The 19,723-nt window shown below is 65.4% G+C and carries 19 protein-coding genes; 8 read left to right on the top strand and 11 right to left on the bottom strand.

Annotated features, from left to right (window positions below; translation table 11 throughout):
• Positions 1 to 39 precede the first annotated feature (39 nt).
• The 7 genes from FHW64_RS07465 to FHW64_RS07435 form a co-directional block, all read right to left on the bottom strand.
• The gene (locus FHW64_RS07465) at positions 40 to 942 is read right to left on the bottom strand and encodes a carbohydrate kinase family protein (RefSeq protein ID WP_184524656.1); all 903 of its coding nucleotides are present in this window, start codon (positions 940 to 942) and stop codon (positions 40 to 42) included.
• Between the two features lie 51 nt (positions 943 to 993).
• Positions 994 to 2,340: a zinc-ribbon and DUF3426 domain-containing protein gene (locus FHW64_RS07460; RefSeq protein ID WP_184524654.1), complete on the bottom strand. Its 1,347-nt coding sequence runs from the start codon at positions 2,338 to 2,340 to the stop codon at positions 994 to 996.
• 54 nt (positions 2,341 to 2,394) lie between these two features.
• Positions 2,395 to 3,279: a 50S ribosomal protein L11 methyltransferase gene (gene prmA / locus FHW64_RS07455; RefSeq protein WP_184524652.1), complete on the bottom strand. Its 885-nt coding sequence runs from the start codon at positions 3,277 to 3,279 to the stop codon at positions 2,395 to 2,397.
• Positions 3,280 to 3,301: 22 nt separating this feature from the next.
• Positions 3,302 to 4,651, bottom strand: coding sequence for an acetyl-CoA carboxylase biotin carboxylase subunit (gene accC / locus FHW64_RS07450; RefSeq protein ID WP_184524650.1), 1,350 nt, complete (start codon positions 4,649 to 4,651; stop codon positions 3,302 to 3,304).
• A 2-nt stretch (positions 4,652 to 4,653) separates the two neighbouring features.
• A complete protein-coding gene (gene accB / locus FHW64_RS07445; protein ID WP_184524648.1) occupies positions 4,654 to 5,106 on the bottom strand; it encodes an acetyl-CoA carboxylase biotin carboxyl carrier protein in 453 nt (150 codons plus the stop codon).
• Between the two features lie 115 nt (positions 5,107 to 5,221).
• A complete protein-coding gene (locus FHW64_RS07440) occupies positions 5,222 to 5,755 on the bottom strand; it encodes a TlpA disulfide reductase family protein (RefSeq protein ID WP_184524646.1) in 534 nt (177 codons plus the stop codon).
• Positions 5,752 to 6,345, bottom strand: coding sequence for a hypothetical protein (locus FHW64_RS07435; RefSeq protein WP_184524644.1), 594 nt, complete (start codon positions 6,343 to 6,345; stop codon positions 5,752 to 5,754). The genes FHW64_RS07440 and FHW64_RS07435 overlap by 4 nt, the downstream gene beginning before the upstream one ends.
• Positions 6,346 to 6,422: 77 nt before the next feature.
• On the opposite strand from FHW64_RS07435, the gene mpl reads away from it, so the two are divergent.
• Both mpl and FHW64_RS07425 read left to right on the top strand, forming a co-directional pair.
• Entirely contained in the window at positions 6,423 to 7,826 is a 1,404-nt protein-coding gene (gene mpl / locus FHW64_RS07430) for a UDP-N-acetylmuramate:L-alanyl-gamma-D-glutamyl-meso-diaminopimelate ligase (protein ID WP_184524642.1), read from the top strand.
• 28 nt (positions 7,827 to 7,854) lie between these two features.
• The gene (locus tag FHW64_RS07425) at positions 7,855 to 8,355 is read left to right on the top strand and encodes a cupin domain-containing protein (protein WP_221210234.1); all 501 of its coding nucleotides are present in this window, start codon (positions 7,855 to 7,857) and stop codon (positions 8,353 to 8,355) included.
• 27 nt (positions 8,356 to 8,382) lie between these two features.
• Here FHW64_RS07425 and FHW64_RS07420 read toward each other — a convergent pair whose 3' ends face one another.
• The 3 genes from FHW64_RS07420 to rodA all read right to left on the bottom strand — a co-directional run bounded on the left by FHW64_RS07420 (position 8,383) and on the right by rodA (position 12,365).
• The gene (locus FHW64_RS07420; RefSeq protein WP_184524640.1) at positions 8,383 to 9,498 is read right to left on the bottom strand and encodes a 3-deoxy-7-phosphoheptulonate synthase; all 1,116 of its coding nucleotides are present in this window, start codon (positions 9,496 to 9,498) and stop codon (positions 8,383 to 8,385) included.
• Between the two features lie 219 nt (positions 9,499 to 9,717).
• Positions 9,718 to 11,178, bottom strand: a complete 1,461-nt coding sequence (gene tldD, locus FHW64_RS07415; protein WP_184524638.1) for a metalloprotease TldD — start codon at positions 11,176 to 11,178, stop codon at positions 9,718 to 9,720.
• A 32-nt stretch (positions 11,179 to 11,210) separates the two neighbouring features.
• Positions 11,211 to 12,365, bottom strand: a complete 1,155-nt coding sequence (gene rodA / locus FHW64_RS07410; RefSeq protein WP_184524636.1) for a rod shape-determining protein RodA — start codon at positions 12,363 to 12,365, stop codon at positions 11,211 to 11,213.
• A 112-nt stretch (positions 12,366 to 12,477) separates the two neighbouring features.
• Here rodA and FHW64_RS07405 point away from each other — a divergent pair, with 112 nt between their 5' ends.
• Genes FHW64_RS07405 through mtgA form a run of 5 tightly spaced genes read left to right on the top strand, consistent with a single transcriptional unit; the run spans position 12,478 to position 17,689 of the window.
• On the top strand, positions 12,478 to 13,077 hold the full coding sequence (locus FHW64_RS07405) for a YqiA/YcfP family alpha/beta fold hydrolase (RefSeq protein ID WP_184524634.1): 600 nt from the start codon (positions 12,478 to 12,480) through the stop codon (positions 13,075 to 13,077).
• A 48-nt stretch (positions 13,078 to 13,125) separates the two neighbouring features.
• On the top strand, positions 13,126 to 15,186 hold the full coding sequence (locus FHW64_RS07400; RefSeq protein WP_184524632.1) for a ribonuclease catalytic domain-containing protein: 2,061 nt from the start codon (positions 13,126 to 13,128) through the stop codon (positions 15,184 to 15,186).
• Between the two features lie 40 nt (positions 15,187 to 15,226).
• Positions 15,227 to 16,084: a TonB family protein gene (locus FHW64_RS07395; protein WP_184524630.1), complete on the top strand. Its 858-nt coding sequence runs from the start codon at positions 15,227 to 15,229 to the stop codon at positions 16,082 to 16,084.
• Between the two features lie 16 nt (positions 16,085 to 16,100).
• Complete coding sequence (aroE, locus tag FHW64_RS07390) at positions 16,101 to 16,943, top strand: shikimate dehydrogenase (RefSeq protein ID WP_311733268.1); 843 nt, start codon at positions 16,101 to 16,103, stop codon at positions 16,941 to 16,943.
• Positions 16,940 to 17,689 carry a monofunctional biosynthetic peptidoglycan transglycosylase gene (mtgA, locus tag FHW64_RS07385; RefSeq protein ID WP_184524628.1) on the top strand — a complete coding sequence of 250 codons (750 nt, stop codon included), beginning with the start codon at positions 16,940 to 16,942 and terminating at the stop codon, positions 17,687 to 17,689. Before aroE ends, mtgA begins: the two co-directional genes overlap by 4 nt.
• On the opposite strand, the gene FHW64_RS07380 is transcribed toward mtgA, so the two are convergent.
• Entirely contained in the window at positions 17,629 to 18,768 is a 1,140-nt protein-coding gene (locus FHW64_RS07380; protein ID WP_184524626.1) for an acyltransferase, read from the bottom strand. The two genes, mtgA and FHW64_RS07380, sit on opposite strands and share 61 nt — an antisense overlap.
• Before the next feature lie 145 nt (positions 18,769 to 18,913).
• On the opposite strand from FHW64_RS07380, the gene FHW64_RS07375 reads away from it, so the two are divergent.
• Entirely contained in the window at positions 18,914 to 19,711 is a 798-nt protein-coding gene (locus FHW64_RS07375) for a lysophospholipid acyltransferase family protein (protein ID WP_184524623.1), read from the top strand.
• The last annotated feature ends 12 nt before the right edge of the window (positions 19,712 to 19,723 follow it).

Below are 19,723 nucleotides of genomic sequence, written 5' to 3'. Positions count from 1 at the left end.
TGCTTGCGCACCGGGCTTTTTTTGCTTTTGGGCAATGAATTAAAGGCCAAGCGCCTTTCGATCCACCGTGTAATTCTGCGGACCGCGTTGGGCAATTTTGAGCGCGCCCAATTGATTGCCGAGTGCCGCGCAGCGCGCAAGCGACCATTCCTTTTCGAGCCCGTAAAGCAATGCGCCACGCCATGCATCGCCACAGCCCGTCGGCTCGATCACCGCGGTCGGCACCACGCCGGGAACGTGTTCGCGCTCGCCTTGCGTCCAGACTTCGCAGCCTTCCGCGGCCAGCGTCACCACCAGACCGCGCACGCGCTTGGAGATTTCGGCCAGGCTCCAGCCGGTGCGCTGCGACAGCATCTTGCCTTCGTAGTCATTCACCACTACCCAGCTTGCAAGATCGACGAAGTGCGCCAGCTCCTTGCCGTCGAACATCGGCAGACCCTGGCCTGGATCGAACACGAAAGGAATGCCCGCAGCCTTGAACTGCTCGGCATGTTGCAGCATCGCGTCGCGGCCGTCGGGAGCAATGATGCCGACGCGGATGTCCTCACGCGCCGTGATCTGCGTGATGTGCGCCTGCTGCATCGCACCGGGGTGGAACGCCGTGATCTGGTTGTTGTCGCGGTCGTTCATGATCATCGCCTGGGCGGTGAAGGTGTCGTCGACCTGGCGGACGAACTCGGTGCTGATCCCCAGCGAACGAAGCCGCTCGACGTAGGACTCGCCGTCGACGCCGACCGTGGCCATCGGCAGCGCATTGCCGCCGAGCGCGTTGAGGCTGTAGGCGATGTTTCCCGCGCAGCCGCCGAAGTCACGCCGGAGGCCAGGCACCAGGAACGACACATTGAGGATGTGCAACTGGTCTGGAAGGATCTGGTCGGCGAACCGGCCTTCGAAGGTCATGATGGTGTCGAACGCGAGCGAACCGCAAATCACTGCTGCCATGGGTGAACCGTCTGATGGAGTTGTCGAATGGTTGGATGGGGCGTGTGACGCTCAAGGATAGAGCGTCTCCACGCGAAAGCCGGCCACGGGCGGCATGAGCGCAACCTCGGGGCCGGTGAGCCTGAGCAAGAGCGACGCCGAGCGCTCCGAACGCGCCGGCAAGACGTTCGGCGCACCGAACTCGGCGGGCATCAGCACACGCCTGACGACAGCGCGCTCTTGCGTGTCGAGCAGTGACAGTTCGACGGCGGGCATCGCGAGCGGGACCTCCGCCCCGTTGCGAAGCGTGAAGCTGAATCGATAGCCGTCGTCACTCTTCTCGCGCGCAAACGATGCGCCATCGACCTTGATGTCGTTGATCTGGCGAAGCGCGGAAACCTCGCAGCCGAGCACACTGCACATCGATTGGAGTGCCGGGCGAAGCGACGGCTGGCGCGCAGCGATCAGATCGCGTTCCTGGTAGGCCATCTGCCCCAGCAGGAGCACGACGCCGAGAAAGGCGAGCAGTGCCATCACGCCGCGCACGACGGGACGCTGCCAGAAGCCCTTGTCGCTTTCCGCGCCGAAGAATTGCGACAGCTCGGCAGGCATCGGCTCGATGGCGGGCTCAGGTTCGCTGGCGGACAGCACCACGGGCGCCGTGTCGGTCGACGTGGCTTTCCGCTCGCGCGCCTTCGCGATCTTTGCGGACTTGGCGCGCGCACGGCGAAGCGCCTTCTGCAATTGGACATTGCTCAGGTCGTCTGATGCAGACCCGGCGTCTGCCGGCACTGCTGCCAAAGCCGGCGCCGGGGTCGCCGCAGCGGCAGCGCGCGGCGATGACGGAAGCGAAAGATCGATATCGGGAAAAGACAGCGGAGGCGGCACCGGTGGGCGCACCGCGACTCGTCCTTCGTCACCGAGAGACAACATGTCCGCGTCAGGCCACGCCATATCGGGGACGCTCTCGCGAACGGGCGTGTCGGCGCGATCGGCATCGTCGTCGTAGGCGTCCACGGGGGGCGCTTGCACAGGGTCGGACGACGGAAGTGCGCGGCCTATCGTCAGCGCCTCATGGAAGTCGTCGAAGAAGTCCGTTTCGACTGCGACTGAAACTGGATCGCCATTCGGCTGCTCCGCCTCCGCAAGCGGCTCGGGGGTTTCCGAGAGTTCAACGGAGGTGTCGGCGTCGCGCGGAAGCTCTTCGACAACCGCATCAGGCACGGCCGCGTCGAGCGCAGATGGCAGCGGAGGCGCGGGAGTTTCCACATGGAATTCAGCCGCTTCCCGCAGATCCACAGTCGCATCGAAGACCTGGCTGCAACGCCCGCATCGCACCCATCCATCCGAGATGCGAAGCTGGTCCCTGACCACCTTGAACGGGGTGGCGCACGCGGGACAGCGGGTGACCAGACTCATGAGGCGCAGATTGTAGGGTTGCCTCTGCGTGAGGCACGACGAGGCGAGGGCCGGCTAGAGCCGCGCCGTCATCAGGATCCAACCGTCCTCGCTGTCCGAAACTTCCAGCGATGCATAAGGCGCGTAGGCCTGCTTCAGTTCGTCGGCCTGTCGCTCGAGGATGCCGGCCAGCACCAGCGAACCGCCAGGCGCCACATAGCCACAAAGCAGCGGCGCGAGCACCTTGAGCGGCGTCGCGAGAATGTTCGCCAGCACCACGTCGTAGCGGCCGCTTGCGGCCTCCGGCAAACCAGCGTTGAGGTGCACGCCATTCGCGTCGGCATTGAGCCGCGTCGATTCGACTGCGGCCTCGTCGATGTCGACCGCGTCGATATCGCGTGCGCCGAACTTCGCGGCCCCGATCGCAAGGATGCCCGAGCCGCATCCGTAGTCGAGCACACGCTGCCCGGAGAGGTCGCCGCGCGACGCTGTCCAGCGCAGGCACATGCGGGTGGTCGGATGCGTTCCCGTGCCGAACGCCAGTCCGGGGTCGAGGCGGATGACCTGCCTCGCCTGCGCGGGCGGCTCATGCCAGGTGGGAACGATCCAGAACTCGGGCGTGATCTCGACCGGCGCGAACTGCGATTGCGTCAGCCGCACCCAGTCCTGCTCGGGCACGTCGACGACGCCGACTACGCTGCATCCATCGAAGAAGTCCTGGGCCGACAGTACCGATGCGGCTTCGCGCGCCAACGCCTCCGTCGAGAACAGGGCGATCACACGCGAATGCTGCCATCCCTCCTTGGGCGGCGGCATGCCAGGCTCGCCGAACAGCGCCTGCTCCGCATCGGTCTGCGCGTCGGCATCCTCGACTGAAACGCTCAGCGCGTCGAGCGCATCGAGCGCGTCGCTGATGATCTCGACGCTCTCTTCCGGCGCAAGCAGACGAAGTTCGAACACAGTTGGCTCCGGCCCTGGTTGCTCAGCGCTTGTGCGCAGCGAGCCACTCTTCGAGGTAGTGGATGTTGGTGCCGCCGTTCATGAAGTTGGCGTCGACCATCAGCTCGCGGTGCAGCGGCATGTTGGTCAGGATGCCCTCGATCACGGTTTCGTTGAGCGCGGTGCGCATGCGGGCCATGGCCTGCTCGCGCGTGTCGCCGTAGACGATGATCTTGCCGATCATCGAGTCGTAGTTCGGCGGCACGAAGTAGTTCGTGTAGGCATGCGAATCCACGCGCACACCGGGACCGCCCGGCGGATGCCACATCGTGATGCGCCCCGGCGAGGGCGTGAACTTGTACGGATCCTCGGCGTTGATGCGGCACTCGATCGCGTGGCCGCGCATCTCGATCTGGCGCTGCGTGAACGGAAGCTTCTCGCCCGCCGCCACCATGATCTGCGTCTTCACGATGTCGATGCCGGTGGTGAACTCGGTGACCGGATGCTCGACCTGCACCCGCGTGTTCATCTCGATGAAGTAGAACTCGCCGTTCTCGTAGAGAAACTCGAAGGTGCCGGCACCGCGGTAGCCGATCTTCTTGCAAGCCATGGCGCAACGCTCGCCGATCTTCTCGATCAGCTTGCGCGGAATGCCCGGCGCGGGCGATTCCTCGATGACCTTCTGGTGGCGGCGCTGCATCGAGCAGTCGCGCTCTCCCAGATACACCGCGTTCTTGTGCTTGTCAGCCAGAATCTGGATCTCGACGTGTCGCGGGTTCTGGAGAAACTTCTCCATGTACACGGCGGGATTGTTGAACGCCGCTCCAGCCTCGGCCTTGGTCATCTGGATCGCATTGACCAGCGCCGCTTCGGTGTGGACCACGCGCATGCCGCGACCACCACCGCCACCGGCGGCCTTGATGATCACCGGATAGCCAATGGCACGCGCAATGCGTTTGTTGGCCGTGGCATCGTCCGAGAGTTCACCGTCGGAGCCCGGGACGCAAGGCACGCCGGCCTTGATCATGGCCTGCTTGGCAGACACCTTGTCGCCCATGATGCGGATCGACTCGGGCGTGGGGCCGATGAACTGGAAGCCGCTCTGCTCCACCCGTTCGGCGAAGTTCGCGTTCTCGCTCAGGAAGCCGTAGCCGGGATGGATGGCCTCGGAATCCGTCACCTCGGCGGCCGAGATGATGGCGGGCATGTTCAGGTAGCTTTGCGACGAAGGCGCGGGGCCGATGCACACCGCTTCTTCGGCCAGCTTGACGTATTTGGCTTCGCGGTCGGCCTCCGAATAGACCATGACCGCCTTGATGCCGAGCTCGCTGCAAGCGCGCTGGATTCTTAAGGCGATCTCACCGCGGTTCGCGACCAGGATCTTCTTGAACATGGTCACTCGATGATGAACAGCGGTTGGCCGTATTCGACCGCCTGGCCGTTCTCGCCGAGGATCTGGGTGATGGTGCCCGCCTTGTCGGCCTCGATCTCGTTGAGGATCTTCATCGCCTCGATGATGCAGAGGGTGTCGCCCTCCTTCACCTGGCTGCCGATCTCGACAAATGCGGGGGCGCCGGGGCTGGACGAGCGGTAGAAGGTGCCGACCATCGGCGACTTGACGGCGTGCCCGGTGGTTGCCGGGGCAGCGGCCGGTGCGGCGGCAGGAGCGGGAACGCCAGCGATGGCGGGAGCTGCGGCCGGCGTGGCAACGGTTTGCACGTACTGGACCGGCGCGGCGGGTCCACCCTTCACGATCCGGACCTTGCCTTCTGTTTCGGTGATTTCCAGCTCGGAAATGTTGGATTCAGACACCAGATCGATCAGTGTCTTGAGCTTGCGTAGATCCATGGGACTCCAGCCTCGGCTTTGCCGGTTATTAGAACGTAACTCGCCTGAATTTCGGCTTATTTCGGCGTTTTACCGCCATCTGCCAAATTGGTGGGGCCGGATTCTAGCCGCGAACTCAGGCGCGGCGCCACGTTTGCAGGTCGCTCGGGTCGAGCCTGCCCATTTTACGCGCCGCGACCGAACCGCCACTATCGATAACGAGCGTGAACGGAAGGCCACCCGAGGTGTTGCCGAGGTTCTTGACGAGTTCGGTGCCCTGCAGTCCCGCCAGACCAATCGGATAGGTGACGGGCGTCTTCTCCAGGAACTTGCGCACGGCGCTCGGCTGATCGATGGCCAAACCGACAACTTGCCAGCCGTTGGCACCATTTTCGCGAGAGAAAGCGTCGATCATCGGCATTTCCTCGACGCACGGCGGGCACCATGTTGCCCAGAAATTGATCAACAACGGTTTACCGCGCAAGCCGGCGAACGCCAGTTCACCGCCGTCCGGCCGGTCGAAACGCTGCGACCAGAACGCATCATCCAGGCGTTCGCCGCCCTTTTGGGTGTCCCGACTCTTCCAATAGGCGCCACCAATCCCGGCAGCCGCGGCGATCACCGCGACCCCGCCGTAAAGCAGGCCGCGCCGCGTCGGTCCTGAGGTCATCCGTTTTCCTTTTCAATCAGTCGCCGCAGCGCCGCCAAGTTGCCGCGCGGGACGCGGCCCTGCGAATCCGGCTTGAGTGCGCCCCTCAGGTCGTCGAGGTCGTACACCATCAGATGCACGCCGACCTCCTCACCCAGCGCCCGGCTCGCCGCGTGGAGGCTGAGCGCTTCCACCTGTTCGCCGTGGAAGCCGGTCACCATGCGCGGTTCGTAATCCACGTGGTGATCGATCAGCGCAATTTCGGCCGATTTGGGGTCGTCGCAGAAGAGCTGGATGTAGATGTCGGAAAGCCGCGTCGCGGTGCCATGCCAGACGGCGCCCCCGATATGCGGGCGAAATTCCGCCATGTGCTCCATCCATTCAAGTGCAAGAACTCGCAGCGCATGCAATTCCTTCGGCTGCGTATCGGCGCAATAGAGCCGTATGTAGTCGCGTACCTCCGCCTCGATTTCATCGTTGTTCGGCAGCGCGGTGCGCGCAGGCAGCCCCAGGTCGCGCAACGCGCGGCGTTTCGCGGGGCCGTACTCCAGTCCTTCCTCGACCACGAGGCGGGCCGCAGAAGCGGCGATCTCCAGTTTGAAATCGTCCATCGGGTCATTTTGCCCTCAGTAGCGCGCAGGCAGAAGGCCAAGCGCTCGCGCCCCTACCGCATCCCTAGAATTGGCCGATGCACATTCACATTCTCGGCATCTGCGGCACCTTCATGGGCGGCGTTGCCGCGCTGGCGCGCGAAGCCGGCCACAAAGTGACCGGCTGCGACGCCGGCGTCTATCCGCCGATGAGCGATCAGCTCCGTGCGCTCGGGATCGACCTCATCGAAGGCTTCGGCGCGGACCAAATGGCCCTGAAGCCCGATGTATTCGTCGTCGGCAACGTCGTTTCCCGCGCGCGGTTCGCTGACGGATCGCCCAAGTTTCCGCTGATGGAAGCCATCCTCGACGCTGGTGCGAACTACACGAGTGGTCCGCAATGGCTCGCGGAGCACGTACTCCAGGGGCGGCACGTGCTGGCGGTCGCCGGCACGCACGGCAAGACGACCACGACCTCCATGCTGTCCTGGATCCTCGAACGGGCCGGACTCGCGCCGGGATTCCTGGTCGGCGGCGTTCCATTGGATTTCGGCGTGTCCGCCCGCCTCGGTCGCGGGGAAAGCGCCGCTTTCGTGATCGAGGCCGACGAATACGACACGGCCTTCTTCGACAAGCGAAGCAAGTTCGTCCACTACCGGCCCCGCACCGCAATCCTGAACAACCTCGAGTTCGACCACGCGGACATCTTCGACGATCTCGCAGCGATCGAACGGCAGTTCCACCATCTCGTGCGAACCGTCCCTGGAAGCGGCCGGCTTGTCGTCAACGCGACCGAGGAAAGCCTGCGCCGCGTTCTGGCCCAGGGATGCTGGAGCCAACTCGCGCGCTTCGGCGCCGGCGGCGAATGGCAGGCACAGGGCGCGCATGACTCGTTCGAAGTGCTGCGCGGCGGGGCCTTCGTCGGCCGCGTTCAATGGGCGCTCACCGGACTACACAACCAGATGAACGCACTCGCAGCGATCGCCGCGGCGGAGCACGTCGGCGTCTCGCCGGCTGCAGCCGCCGACGCGCTCGGCAGTTTCCGCAACGTGCGCCGCCGCATGGAACTGCGCGGCGTAGTGGACCGACCGGAAGGCGCGATCGCGGTCTACGACGACTTCGCCCATCACCCGACCGCGATCCGGACGACGCTGGACGGCCTGCGCCAGAAGCTGGACGGAGACGGACGAAAGGCGGACCGCATCCTCGCCGTCTTCGAGCCCCGCAGCAACACGATGAAACTGGGCACGATGGCCGCGCAGCTTCCCTGGAGCCTGGAATCTGCCGACCTGTCGTTCTGCCACAGCGGCGGCCTGGACTGGGACGCCGCAGCGGCGCTCGCGCCATTGGGCGAGCGCTCAAAGGTCTCCGGCAGCATCGATGCGCTGGTCCCACAGGTGGTGGCCGCCGCGCGGCCGGGCGATCACATCGTCTGCATGAGCAATGGCGGCTTCGGCGGTGTGCACGACAAGCTGCTTTCCGCGCTGCGCGCCTCGCGGTGAACGAGCCGCGAGGACTAACATCCGCATCATGCGCGCCCAAGAGCTGATCAAGACCCTGAATCTGCAACCCCACCCGGAGGGCGGCTGGTTCCGCGAGATCTATCGCTCATCGGCGCAGGTGCAGCCCGCTGATGGCCGGCCTTCGCGCGACGCGCTGACGACCATCTATTTCCTCCTCGAAGCGCACCAGCATTCGCGTTGGCATCGCGTGCAGTCCGACGAGGTGTGGATTCATCTCGAAGGCGCGCCGCTGGCGCTGTGGACCAGCGATGCCGCCCTGCGCACCCCGCCTGCGCACATCCGGCTGGGTCCTGTCGACGTCCACGGGACGCGGCCCCAGCACACAGTTGCGGCGGGCCAATGGCAAGCCGCGCAGCCGCTCAAGGCGCACGGCGGCGAGGACTACACGCTCGTGAGTTGCACCGTGGGCCCGGGCTTCGATTTCGACGACTTCTCTTTCATGCGCCCCGACGGCGACGAAGCCGCACTGCTGCGGCACCACTGGCCGGCGCTGGCTGCGCTGATCTGAAGCGCAGCCGCCCCGGGGCGGCGGAAATTACCCGCGGCGGCGCTTGACCGCTTGCGACAGCACTTCGAGTACCTGGGTCGAATCCTCCCAACCCAGGCATGCATCGGTGATGCTCTTGCCGTATTCGAGTCCGTCGATGGAGTCCTTGCCCGGCGTGAACTTCTGCGCGCCGGCATTCAGGTGGCTTTCGATCATCAACCCGAAGATGCTGCGGCTGCCGCCACCGATCTGCCCAGCGATGTCCTTTGCGACGTCGATCTGCTTCTGGTGCTGCTTGCTGCTGTTGGCGTGGCTGCAGTCGACCATCAGCGTGGGATGCAGCTTGGCGGCCTCGAGGTCCTTGCACGCGGCCGCAACGCTCGCGGCGTCGTAGTTGGGCGCCTTGCCGCCGCGCAGGATGACGTGGCAATCCTTGTTGCCGTTGGTCTGCACGATCGCGACCTGGCCGTTCTTGTGCACCGAAAGGAAGTGATGGCCCCGTGCCGCCGCCTGGATCGCATCGGTGGCGATGCGGATGTTGCCGTCAGTGCCGTTTTTGAAGCCGATGGGCGCCGACAGGCCCGAAGCGAGTTCGCGATGCACCTGGCTTTCGGTCGTGCGCGCGCCGATCGCGCCCCACGAGATCAGGTCGCCGATGTACTGCGGCGAGATCACGTCGAGGAACTCGCTGCCCGCCGGCAGGCCCATGCGGTTGATCTCGATCAGCAACTGGCGCGCGATGCGCAGGCCCTCGTCGATGCGGTAGCTCTCGTCGAGGTACGGATCGTTGATCAGGCCCTTCCAGCCCACCGTGGTGCGTGGCTTCTCGAAGTAGACGCGCATGACGATCTCCAGCGTGCCGGCGTATTTCTCGCGCTCGGCTTTCAGGCGCCGGGCGTACTCGAGCGCCGCTGCTGGGTCATGGATGGAGCACGGTCCCATCACGATCAGCAGCCGGTCGTCCTTGCCGGCCATGATGTTGTGGATCGTCCGGCGGGTGCCGGTGATGAGCGTTTCGACCTGCGTCCCCCGAATCGGGAAGAAGCGGATCAGGTGTTCTGGGGGAGGCAACACAGTGATGTCCTTGATGCGTTCGTCGTCGGTCCGGCTGGTCTTTTCGACGTTTGCATACCAGGTGTCGCTAGCGGCGGCTTTGGAGCTCATGTGTTGTTCCTTCGGTTGGATCGTGAAATCGTGGGGCCAAGAAAAAACCGCCGGGCTTTTGGCACCGGCGGTTTTGGGAGGTTCTGTCTGTCTGCTTGCCTTACGCGCGCGCCTCTCGTCCGCCGATATTCGGGAACCAAAAGTAGGCAAAGTAATAAGCGCGAGCTGCGGACATGGGGAAAGAATGTAGCACAGGCAAGAAAAAACCGGTGAACTAGTTCACGCGGTCCCACCGACAGTGAGGCCATCGATGCGCAGCGTCGGCTGGCCGACGCCGACCGGCACGCTTTGGCCTTCCTTGCCGCAGGTGCCCACGCCGGAGTCGAGCGCCATGTCGTTGCCGATCATCTTGACGCGCGTGAGTGCGTCGGGGCCATTGCCCACCAGCGTCGCGCCCTTGACCGGATATTGGATCTTGCCGTTCTCCACCCAATAGGCCTCGCTGGCCGAGAACACGAACTTGCCGCTGGTGATGTCGACCTGACCGCCACCGAAGTTGACCGCGTACAGACCCTTCTTGATGCTCGCGACGATTTCGTCCGGTGCGTGGCTGCCGCCCAGCATGTAGGTGTTGGTCATGCGCGGCATCGGCGAGTGTGCATAGCTCTCGCGACGGCCGTTGCCGGTGGGCGCGGTCTTCATCAAGCGGGCGTTGAGCGAATCCTGGATGTAGCCCTTGAGGATGCCGTCCTCGATGAGCACGTTGCGCTGCGTCGGGTTGCCTTCGTCGTCGACATTGAGCGAGCCGCGGCGATCGGCGATGGTGCCGTCGTCGAGCACCGTCACGCCCTTGGCGGCAACGCGTTCGCCGATGCGACCCGAGAACGCGCTCGAACCCTTGCGGTTGAAGTCGCCCTCCAGCCCGTGGCCGATGGCTTCATGCAGCAGGATGCCCGGCCAGCCCGGGCCGAGCACGACAGTCATTTCGCCGGCGGGCGCCGGACGCGAGTCCAGATTGGTCAGCGCGGACTTGACCGCCTGGTCGACGTATTCGGCGATGTGTTCGTCATCGAAGTACGCCAGGCCGAAGCGCCCGCCACCGCCGCCGGAGCCGACTTCGCGGCGGCCGTTCTGCTCGGCGATCACCGTCACCGAGAGACGCACGAGCGGGCGCACATCCGCCGCCAGCGTGCCATCGGCGCGCGCGACGAGCACCACGTCGTATTCGCTCGCGAGCCCCGCCATGACCTGCGACACCCGCGGATCGCGCGAGCGCGCGAGCTTCTCGACCTTTTCGAGGAGCTGGACCTTGGCGGTGCTATCGAGCGTGGCGATCGGGTCAATACCGCCGTAGAGCGAACGGCTACCGGCGATCTTGCGTGCCGGCGCCTTGACGCGCGCCGACCGGCCGGCGGCAGAAATGCTGCGCACCGTGCGCGCCGCGTCGAGCAGCGAGGCTTCGGAGATGTCGTCCGAATAGGCAAAGGCTGTCTTTTCACCGCTGACCGCGCGCACGCCGACGCCCTGGTCGATGCTGAAGCTGCCGGTCTTGACGATGCCTTCCTCGAGGCTCCAGCCTTCGCTGCGCGTGTACTGGAAGTAGAGATCGGCGTCATCCACCTTGTGCGCGGCGATCTCGGCGAGCGCACGCGAGAGGTGCGATTCGTCGAGCCCGAAAGGCGTGAGCAGGAGTTGCTGCGCCGTTGCGAGGCGCTCGATGGTGGGTTCGCGGGAGATCATCAAGGGATTCTAGGCTCGCGCCCAAATCCCCGCTAAGTCTGAACCAGCCGTTTCGCCCGGGCGATGGACATCAGGATGCCGAGCCCAAGTCCGAGTGTGACCATCGCCGTCCCGCCATAGCTGATGAAGGGCAGCGGCACGCCCACGACCGGCAGGATGCCGCTCACCATGCCCATGTTCACGAAGGCGTAGGTGAAGAAGATCATGGTCACCGCGCCGGCCAGCAGGCGGGAAAAGAGTGTGGGCGCGTCGACCGCGATGATCAGTCCCCGGAAGATCAGGAAGATGAACGAGGCGATCAGGAACAGGTTGCCGACGAGGCCGAACTCCTCGGAATACGCCGCGAAGATGAAGTCGGTGGTGCGTTCGGGGATGAATTCGAGGTGGGTCTGCGTGCCCTGCATGAACCCCTTGCCCGGCACGCCGCCCGAGCCGATCGCGATCATCCCCTGGATGATGTGGAAGCCTTTGCCGAGCGGGTCCTTGGTCGGATCGAGCAGCGTGCAGACGCGCTGCTTCTGGTAGTCGTGAAGAATCCGCCAGTCGAAGCCGTCGGCGCATAGCTGCGACTCGAACCCGACGATCAGCGCCACCGCGACCAGCCCGATCACCACCGGCGGCACGATGAGCTTCCACGGCAGCCCAGCAAAGAAGATCACCGACAGCCCGGTCGCCAGCACCAGAAGTGCGGTGCCGAGATCGGGCTGTTTCATGATGAGGCCGACCGGCACCGCGAGCAGCACCGTCGCCACTACGAAATCCAGCGCGCGCAATTGGCCCTCGCGGCGCTGGAACCACCATGCAAGCATCAGCGGCATCGCGATCTTGAGGATCTCGCTCGGCTGGATCACGACGCCCACATTGATCCAGCGCTGCGCCCCCTTCTTGGTAATACCGAAAAGCGCGACCGCCACCAGCAGCGCTACGCCGACCAGGTAGAGCGGCGCTGCAAACTTCATCAGTCGCTGCGGCGGCACCTGGGCCACGACGAACATGATGCCCGCGGCGAGCAGCATGTTCCGGCCATGGTCGACGAAACGGGTGCCGTGGTCGTAGCCGGACGAATACATCGTCAGCAACCCGGCACCGGCAAGCAGGAGAACCGCGAAAAGGAGATAGCCATCGAAACCCTGGAACACCGGCAAGAGACGGCGTGCGAGCGAGGGTTGGTGGAGGACGGCTGACATAGCCTTCGATTATCCCCCGCGCCAGCATCGGGCCCTACGGACAGTGGGGCCGGCGACCGTTCAATGCAGTCGGTTTTCGGGGGCATTCAGGGTGCGTTCGGATAATTGCCCTATGAATTCCGCACCGCCCGTCACCCACCTGCTCTATTTGCACGGCTTTCGCTCGTCGCCGCAGTCCAACAAGGCCCGGCTGATGGCGCAGCACATTGCCAGAGAGCACCCTGCAACGACGTGGTGGTGCCCGCAGCTCCCGCCCTCGCCAAAGGCCGCGATCGAGCTCGTGATGTCGGGCATTGCCGGCTGGCCGCAGGAATCGATGGGAGTGGTGGGCTCCTCGCTCGGCGGCTTCTATGCCACCTACGTCGCGCAGAAAACCGGATGCCGCGCCGTGCTGCTCAACCCGGCCGTCCATCCAGCCCGGGACCTGGCCAGCTACATCGGTGACCAGGTGGCCTGGCACGACCCCAGCGAGCATTTCTATTTCCGGCCCGAGTACATCGACGAGTTGCGCGCCCTCGATGTCGGCCCGCTCGCCCGTCCGGAGCGCGTCTTCGCGGTCATCGCCAAGGGCGACGAGGTGCTGGATTGGCGGGAAATGTCCGGCCGCTATCCCGGAAGCCGCCAGAAGATCATCGAGGGCGAGGACCACGCGCTGAGCGATTTCGAGCGCAGCCACCTCGGCGAAGTCCTGGCCTTCCTCGACCCCGCCTGAGCCTCCGGGCGGCCGGAAGCCGGCGCGCTGCGTGGGACAATCCGCGCCATGTTTGTATTGTTCGAAGAAGCCGGAAAGTACCTCGGCGGCCGCGTCCTGTCGGAGGCCGAGGCGTCGGCCCAGGTCGAGCTCGAGACCGGCAAGCGCGTCAAAGTCAAGGGCGTCAATATCGTGCTGCGCTTCGAGAAGCCCGCCCCGGGCGAGTTGCTGGCCGAAGCGCGCGAACTCGCGGCCGACGTCGATCTCGATCTGGCATGGGAATTCGCGCCCGAAGGCGAATTCGCCTTTGCGGACCTCGCCGCCGAATACTTCCAGGCCAACCCCACGCTGACCCAGCAGGCAGCCGCGCTGCTCGCGCTCTTCGACGCGCCGCATTACTTCCGCCGCGCCGGGAAGGGTCGATTCAAGAAGGCGCCGGCAGAAATCCTGCAGCAGGCCCTCGCCGCCATTGAGAAAAAGAAGGCCGTCCAGGCGCAAATCGCCGAATGGTCGGCGCAATTGGCCGCGGGCGAATGTCCCGCGCCAGTGCGCGATCAGCTCTTCAAGATCCTCTTCAAGCCCGACAAGAACGCACCCGAGTACAAGGCGGTGGTCGAAGCGGCGCGCGCCACGCAGCGCCCGCCGCTCGAACTGCTGAAGCAGGCCGGCGCGATCGATTCGTCCTACCAGTTCCACTGGCACCGTTTCCTGTTCGAGAACTTCCCGAAGGGAACCGGCTTCCCAGCGCTAGACGCCCCCGCGATCGCGGACGAGCTCCCAGTGGCAAAGGTCGAGGCCTTCTCGATCGACGATTCGCACACCACCGAAATCGACGATGCCCTGTCCGTACAGGGACTCGGGAGCGGCAGCGTCGTCGTTGGCATCCACATCGCAGCACCGGGCCTCGCCCTGACGCCGGGCAGTGCGATCGACCAGGTCGCGCGAACGCGCATGTCCACGGTCTACATGCCGGGCTACAAGATCACGATGCTTCCGGACCACGTGGTCGACACCTACACGCTGCAGGAAGGCCGCGACTGCCCCGCCGTGTCGCTCTACGCCACCTTCGACGAATCGACGCTCGAACTGAAATCGACCGAAACCCGCCTCGAGCGCGTGCCGATCGTTGCCAACCTGCGCCACGACCAGCTCGACACCGTGATATCCAAGGAGTGGCTCGAGGATGCATCGGTGCAGGCCGACAACACCCCCGAGATCGCCACGCGCGTGCGCGAGCCGCTGACCTTCCTCTTCCGTCTCGCCAAGCACCTGAAGTCGCAACGCGAAGTGGTTCGCGGCAAGCCTGAGACTTTCAATCGGCCCGACTACACCTTCCGGCTCGTGGGCAACGAGGGTGAGCCTACCGGCAACGAACAGGTGCAGATTTCGACGCGCCAGCGCGGCGCGCCGCTCGACCTGATCGTTTCCGAAGCCATGATCCTGGCCAACAGCAGCTGGGGCGGCTGGCTCGCCGAACTGAGCGTTCCGGCCCTATACCGCAGCCAGGCCAGCCTGCTGCCCGGCATCAAGGTTCGCATGGGCACGCGGGCGCTGCCGCACGCAGGCCTGGGCGTGAAGAGCTATGCGTGGAGCACTTCGCCGCTGCGCCGCTATACCGACCTCGTGAACCAGTGGCAGATCATCGCGGCAGCGCGGCACGGAAAGACCGCGGCGCTCGCCGCGCCCTTCAAGCCGAAGGACGCCGACCTGTTCTCCATCCTGTCGGGCTTCGATGCGGCCTACAGCGCCTACAACGCACACCAGGGTGGCATGGAGCGCTTCTGGACGCTCAAGTACCTCGAACAGGAAGGCATCACCGAACTCGATGCCACGCTCATCAAGGACGTGCCTAATGGCGCGATGGTGCGCGCCGACACCTTGCCGCTGGTGTTCCAGGTGACGGGCACGCAAGGGCTGCAACGCGGCGCGCGGGTGCGCGTCAAGCTCGGCGAGGTCGACGAGATCGCACTCGACGTGCACGGCACCGTCATCGAGCGTCTGGACACCACTGCCGCTGAAGCGGCACCCGAAGACGAAGGCGCCGAGGACGAGGAAGAAGTCGCCGGCCCCATCGCCATCGCGGTGGACCTCACCGACAGCGAATCCGCACCGGAGGGAGCGCCCGCCTGAGGGCATCGTTCGACATGGCCAGACCAGGAGAAGGCACCCCATGAAACTGCGTGACTTCAGCACGCTGCAGATCGCTCTCGGGCTGTCCGTCATTGCCCACGCGGCCTTGCTGACCGTCCGTTTCGTGGACCCGGAGTCCTTCAACCGCGTCTTCAAGGAAACGCCGCTGGAGGTCATCCTGGTCAACGCGAAGACCAACGAACGCCCCGACAAGGCCCGGGCGATCGCGCAGACCTCGTTGGCCGGCGGCGGCGACCTCGACAAGGGCCGCGCCACGAGCCCGCTGCCACCATCGACATTCACCACGATCGGCGACTCGATGGAAGACGCGCAGCGCCAGGTCGACTCGATGCAGCAGCAGCAGATGTTGCTGCTGGCGCAGCTCAAGCAGCAACTCGCCACGATGCCGTCGACGACGGACCCGCGCAGCTCGGGTGACCCGAGCGAGGCCGCCGCGCGCGAAGAAAAACGCCGTCAGCTCATCGAACTGCTCGCCGAGATCGAGCGCCGTGTCAACGAAGAGAACGCGCGGCCCAAGAAGCGCTACCTCAGCCCCGCAACGCGCGAAGCGGCCTATGCGGCCTATGTCGACGCGCTCAGGCGCAGGATCGAAGTGCGCGGCACCGAGAACTTCCCCGAGGCCAGCGGCAAGAAGCTCTATGGCGAGCTCACGATGATGGTGACGGTCAACTTCGACGGCTCGATCCTCGCGACCGACATCGTCGAAAGCTCCGGCAACAAGGTGCTGGACCGACGGGCGCAAGCCATCGTCCGCAGCATCGGCAACTTCGGCAAGTTCACCGACGCGATGCGCAAGCAGACCGACCAGATCGTGCTGCCGTCACGCTTCAAGTTCACCCATGACGAGACGCTGGAGACCCAGCTCTCGGCCAAATGACAACGAGGGAGGCACCGTGGATCTTTACTGTGTGATGGGCAACCCGGTCGAGCACAGCCGCTCGCCGTGGATTCATGCGCGCTTTGCCGAACTCACCGGCCAGCAGCTCGACTACGGTCGCCGGCTCGTGGCGCTCGGCGGTTTCGAGGCAGGGGTGGAGGCCTTCCGCAAGGAGACTTCTGGCACCGCTCGCGGCTGCAATGTGACCGTGCCCTTCAAGTTCGATGCCGCGGCGCTGTCGCAACACCTGACGCCGCGCGCCGCGCTCGCGCGCGCGGTCAATGTGCTGAGCTTTCGCGAAGACGGCATCCATGGCGACAACAGCGACGGCGTCGGCATCGTCAACGACATCACGCTGCACGCGGGCGTCGCGATTGCGGGCAGCGATCTCTTGCTGCTGGGTGCCGGCGGCGCCGCAGCCGGTGTGCTCGGCCCTTTGATCGAGGCCGGGCCGCGGCGTCTAGTGGTGGCGAATCGCACGCTCGAGAAGGCCATCGCGCTCGTCCAGCGGCACGCGGCACTGGCGATGCAGCACCACGTGGCACTCGAAGCACGGGCGCTCAATGACGTTGCCGGTTCGTTCGACGTGCTGGTGAATGCCACCGCCTCCAGCCTCGGCGGCGGCGAAGTGCCGGTGGCGGCGAGCGTGCTCAAGCGCGGCTCACTCGCGGTCGACATGATGTACGGCCCCGCCGCGGCTGGCTTCATGGGCTGGGCGCGCGAACACGGTGCGGTGCCGCGCGATGGCCTCGGCATGCTGGTGGAACAGGCAGCAGAAGCCTTCGAGACATGGCGCGGCGTGCGGCCGCCGACGGCCCCTGTGCTCGCCGAGCTGCGCGCGATCGTCGAAGCCAAGTGAAGCCGGTCCTGCGCTGGCTCGGCTGCCTGCTGATCGCGGCCTTTGCGCTGCAACTCTTCTTCATCCTACGCATCGCGGCGATGACCGCGATCGCTCCCGAATCGACCGCATTCCAACGCTCCGAGGCCTGGCGCGTTGCCACGCAGGGCCGCGCCAATGGCGAGCGCGAGTGGCGACAGCACTGGGTGCCCTATGCGCAGATTTCCGATTCGCTCAAGCGCGCGGTGATCGCGAGCGAGGACAGCGAGTTCATCTATCACCAGGGCGTGGAATGGGAGGCCATCGAGCGCGCCCGCCAGCGCAATGCGAAGGCCGAGGAGATCGCCGCAAAGCGCGCTGCGCAGATGCGGGCACGCGGCAAGGAACCCCGCGCGCCACAGTTGCGCGGCGGGTCGACCATCACCCAGCAGCTCGCGAAGAACCTGCTGCTGTCGAGCGAGCGCACCATGTTGCGCAAAGCGCAGGAGCTGGTGCTCGCCACCACGCTGGAAATCCTGCTGAGCAAGGAGCGCATCCTCGAGATCTATCTCAACAGCGTGGAATGGGGCGAAGGCATCTTCGGCGCCGAAGCGGCGTCCCAGCACTACTTCCGGAAGCCGGCGGCGCGTCTCACCGCGAGCGAGGCGGCACGGCTTGCAGTGATGCTCCCCAGCCCGAAGTTCTTCGAGCGCCGCCAGGGCTCGGGCTATCTTGCAGGCCGCACCGCGTTGATCGTCGGGCGCATGCCGGCTGCCGAGTTGCCCTGAACATCGGCGGGCATGCCGGATTCCCGCGCGGCCGCCGCCTCGGGAAGCCGCCCTCTCCACCGTGCCCAGCGCGCCAGGGCGGCCCGACCCTTGATGCGAACAGGACGATCGACCAGGTGATACGAAAGCGCGGCCAGCGTCACGGCCAGCGCGGTTCCGCCCATCAGGATCGTGAGCCGGCTGAATCCCTTCTCGCGCATCCAGAACATCAGCGGGGCGTGCCACAAGTAGATGCCATACGAGAGCCGGCCCACATAGGCCAGCGGCGCCCATGCGAGCAGCCGCGATTCGCGGCTTGAATGAAAGGCGCAGAGCACCAGGATCGCCGCCCCGACTTCGGCGACCGGCGCGGAGAGCCCCAGACCAGTCGCCACTCCCCAGCTCGGCGGTGCCGCCGCGAGCAGCAGCAGGATGACGGCGACGACACCGGCGTACCTGGGCGGTGCCTGTGTCGGCATCAGCGCCAGCATGCAGCCGAGGATGATGCCGCTCGCCCGCGTATCGAAGCGGAAATAGGTCGGATACCAGCCCACGGTCGCCAGGTTGAAAAGGCGCCACATGAAGGCCACGAGATAGAGCATCAGCATCACGCGGACCGGATCGCGCGTGCGCAGGACGAAGGGAAGCGCGAGTGGCCACAGCACGTAGAAGTGCTCCTCGACCGCGAGCGACCACGTGTAGGTCAGCGGCGAGGGCACGTAGTGCAGTGCCTGAGCGTAGTCGGTGAGATACAGGCCCGCCAGCGCCGCGTGTTGCCAGATCGGCATGCCGGGCCAGAGGACGTGTCCAGGCAAGGTCACACAGACCAGCACGATCAGCAACACGGGATACAGCCGCAACGCCCTGCGCCAGTAGAAGCCCGCCAGATCGATGCGCCCCTGCTGCTCCATCTCGCTCATCAGCAGTTTGGTGATCAGGAAACCGGACAGCACGAAGAACACATCCACCCCGAGGTAGCCGCCTCCGGTGGGGTGAAATCCGCTGTGAAAGACCAGGACCATCGCGATCGCGATGCCGCGAATTCCGTCGAGCGCAGGCACGTAGCCCAGTCGCGCCTCGTGCGGCGGATTGGTGTTCATGAAGATCGATCCCTTCGCGGCTTGATCGGGGCCGAATCGCCCGGCCGCTCACCTTGCGGCGCCCGGGTGCGCTCGCTCTGTAGGAATCAGCCCATCCTGCTGTAGGCCCGGACAGGACGCAGCAGGGAGCAACATATGATCGGCCATGCTTGCAAAGTTCACGGGATGGGGGTTGCTGTCTGCCATCCGCCTGCTCACCGGTGCCCAGGCGCGCTGGTGGGGCTGTCCGCCGAAGGCCGAGCAGCGCATCTACTTCGCCAACCATCAAAGCCATCTCGATCTCGTGATGATCTGGGCGGCGTTGCCGGAGGAGCTTCGCAGCATCACGCGGCCGATTGCCGCCCGCGACTACTGGGCGACCACGCCGTTCAAGCGATGGATCACGACCGAGGTCTTCAACGCGATCTATGTGGAGCGAGGAGGCAGCGCAGCCGCTGCGCCCGTCCCTCCGCCGTCGCCTGCGCCCGAACCGCAGCCGGAGCGCATCGAGCCTTCATTCGACGAGGTCGAACCCGTGAAGCCCTGGACCGTGCAAGGCGAACTGCCGCTCGCACAGGCCGAAACCCACGCCGCATCCGAACCCGCGCCGCCGCCGGTCACCCCCGGAAGTGCCGAAGCACTCGCGCCGCTCCAGCCGCTGATCGAAGCACTGCAGAGTGGCGACTCGATCATCATCTTTCCCGAAGGCACGCGCGGCAACACGGGTGAGCCGCAGAAATTCAAATCGGGCCTGTTCACGCTGGCGCAGATGTTTCCCGAGGTGGTGCTGGTGCCGGCGTGGATCGACAACGTGCAGCGCGTGATGCCCAAGGGCGAAGTGGTGCCGGTGCCCATCCTGTGCTCGGTGACCTTCGGCGCGCCGATACGGCTCGAAGCGGGCGAGGAACGCCGCCCTTTCCTCGATCGCGCCCGCGAGGCCGTGGTTGCATTGCGCGATGTCTAGGGCCGGGTCCAC

The sequence above is a fragment of the Variovorax sp. Sphag1AA genome (assembly GCF_014192575.1).
In the GTDB taxonomy this organism is placed as follows: domain Bacteria; phylum Pseudomonadota; class Gammaproteobacteria; order Burkholderiales; family Burkholderiaceae_C; genus Variovorax.
This window is presented reverse-complemented; position numbering and strand designations above follow the sequence as displayed.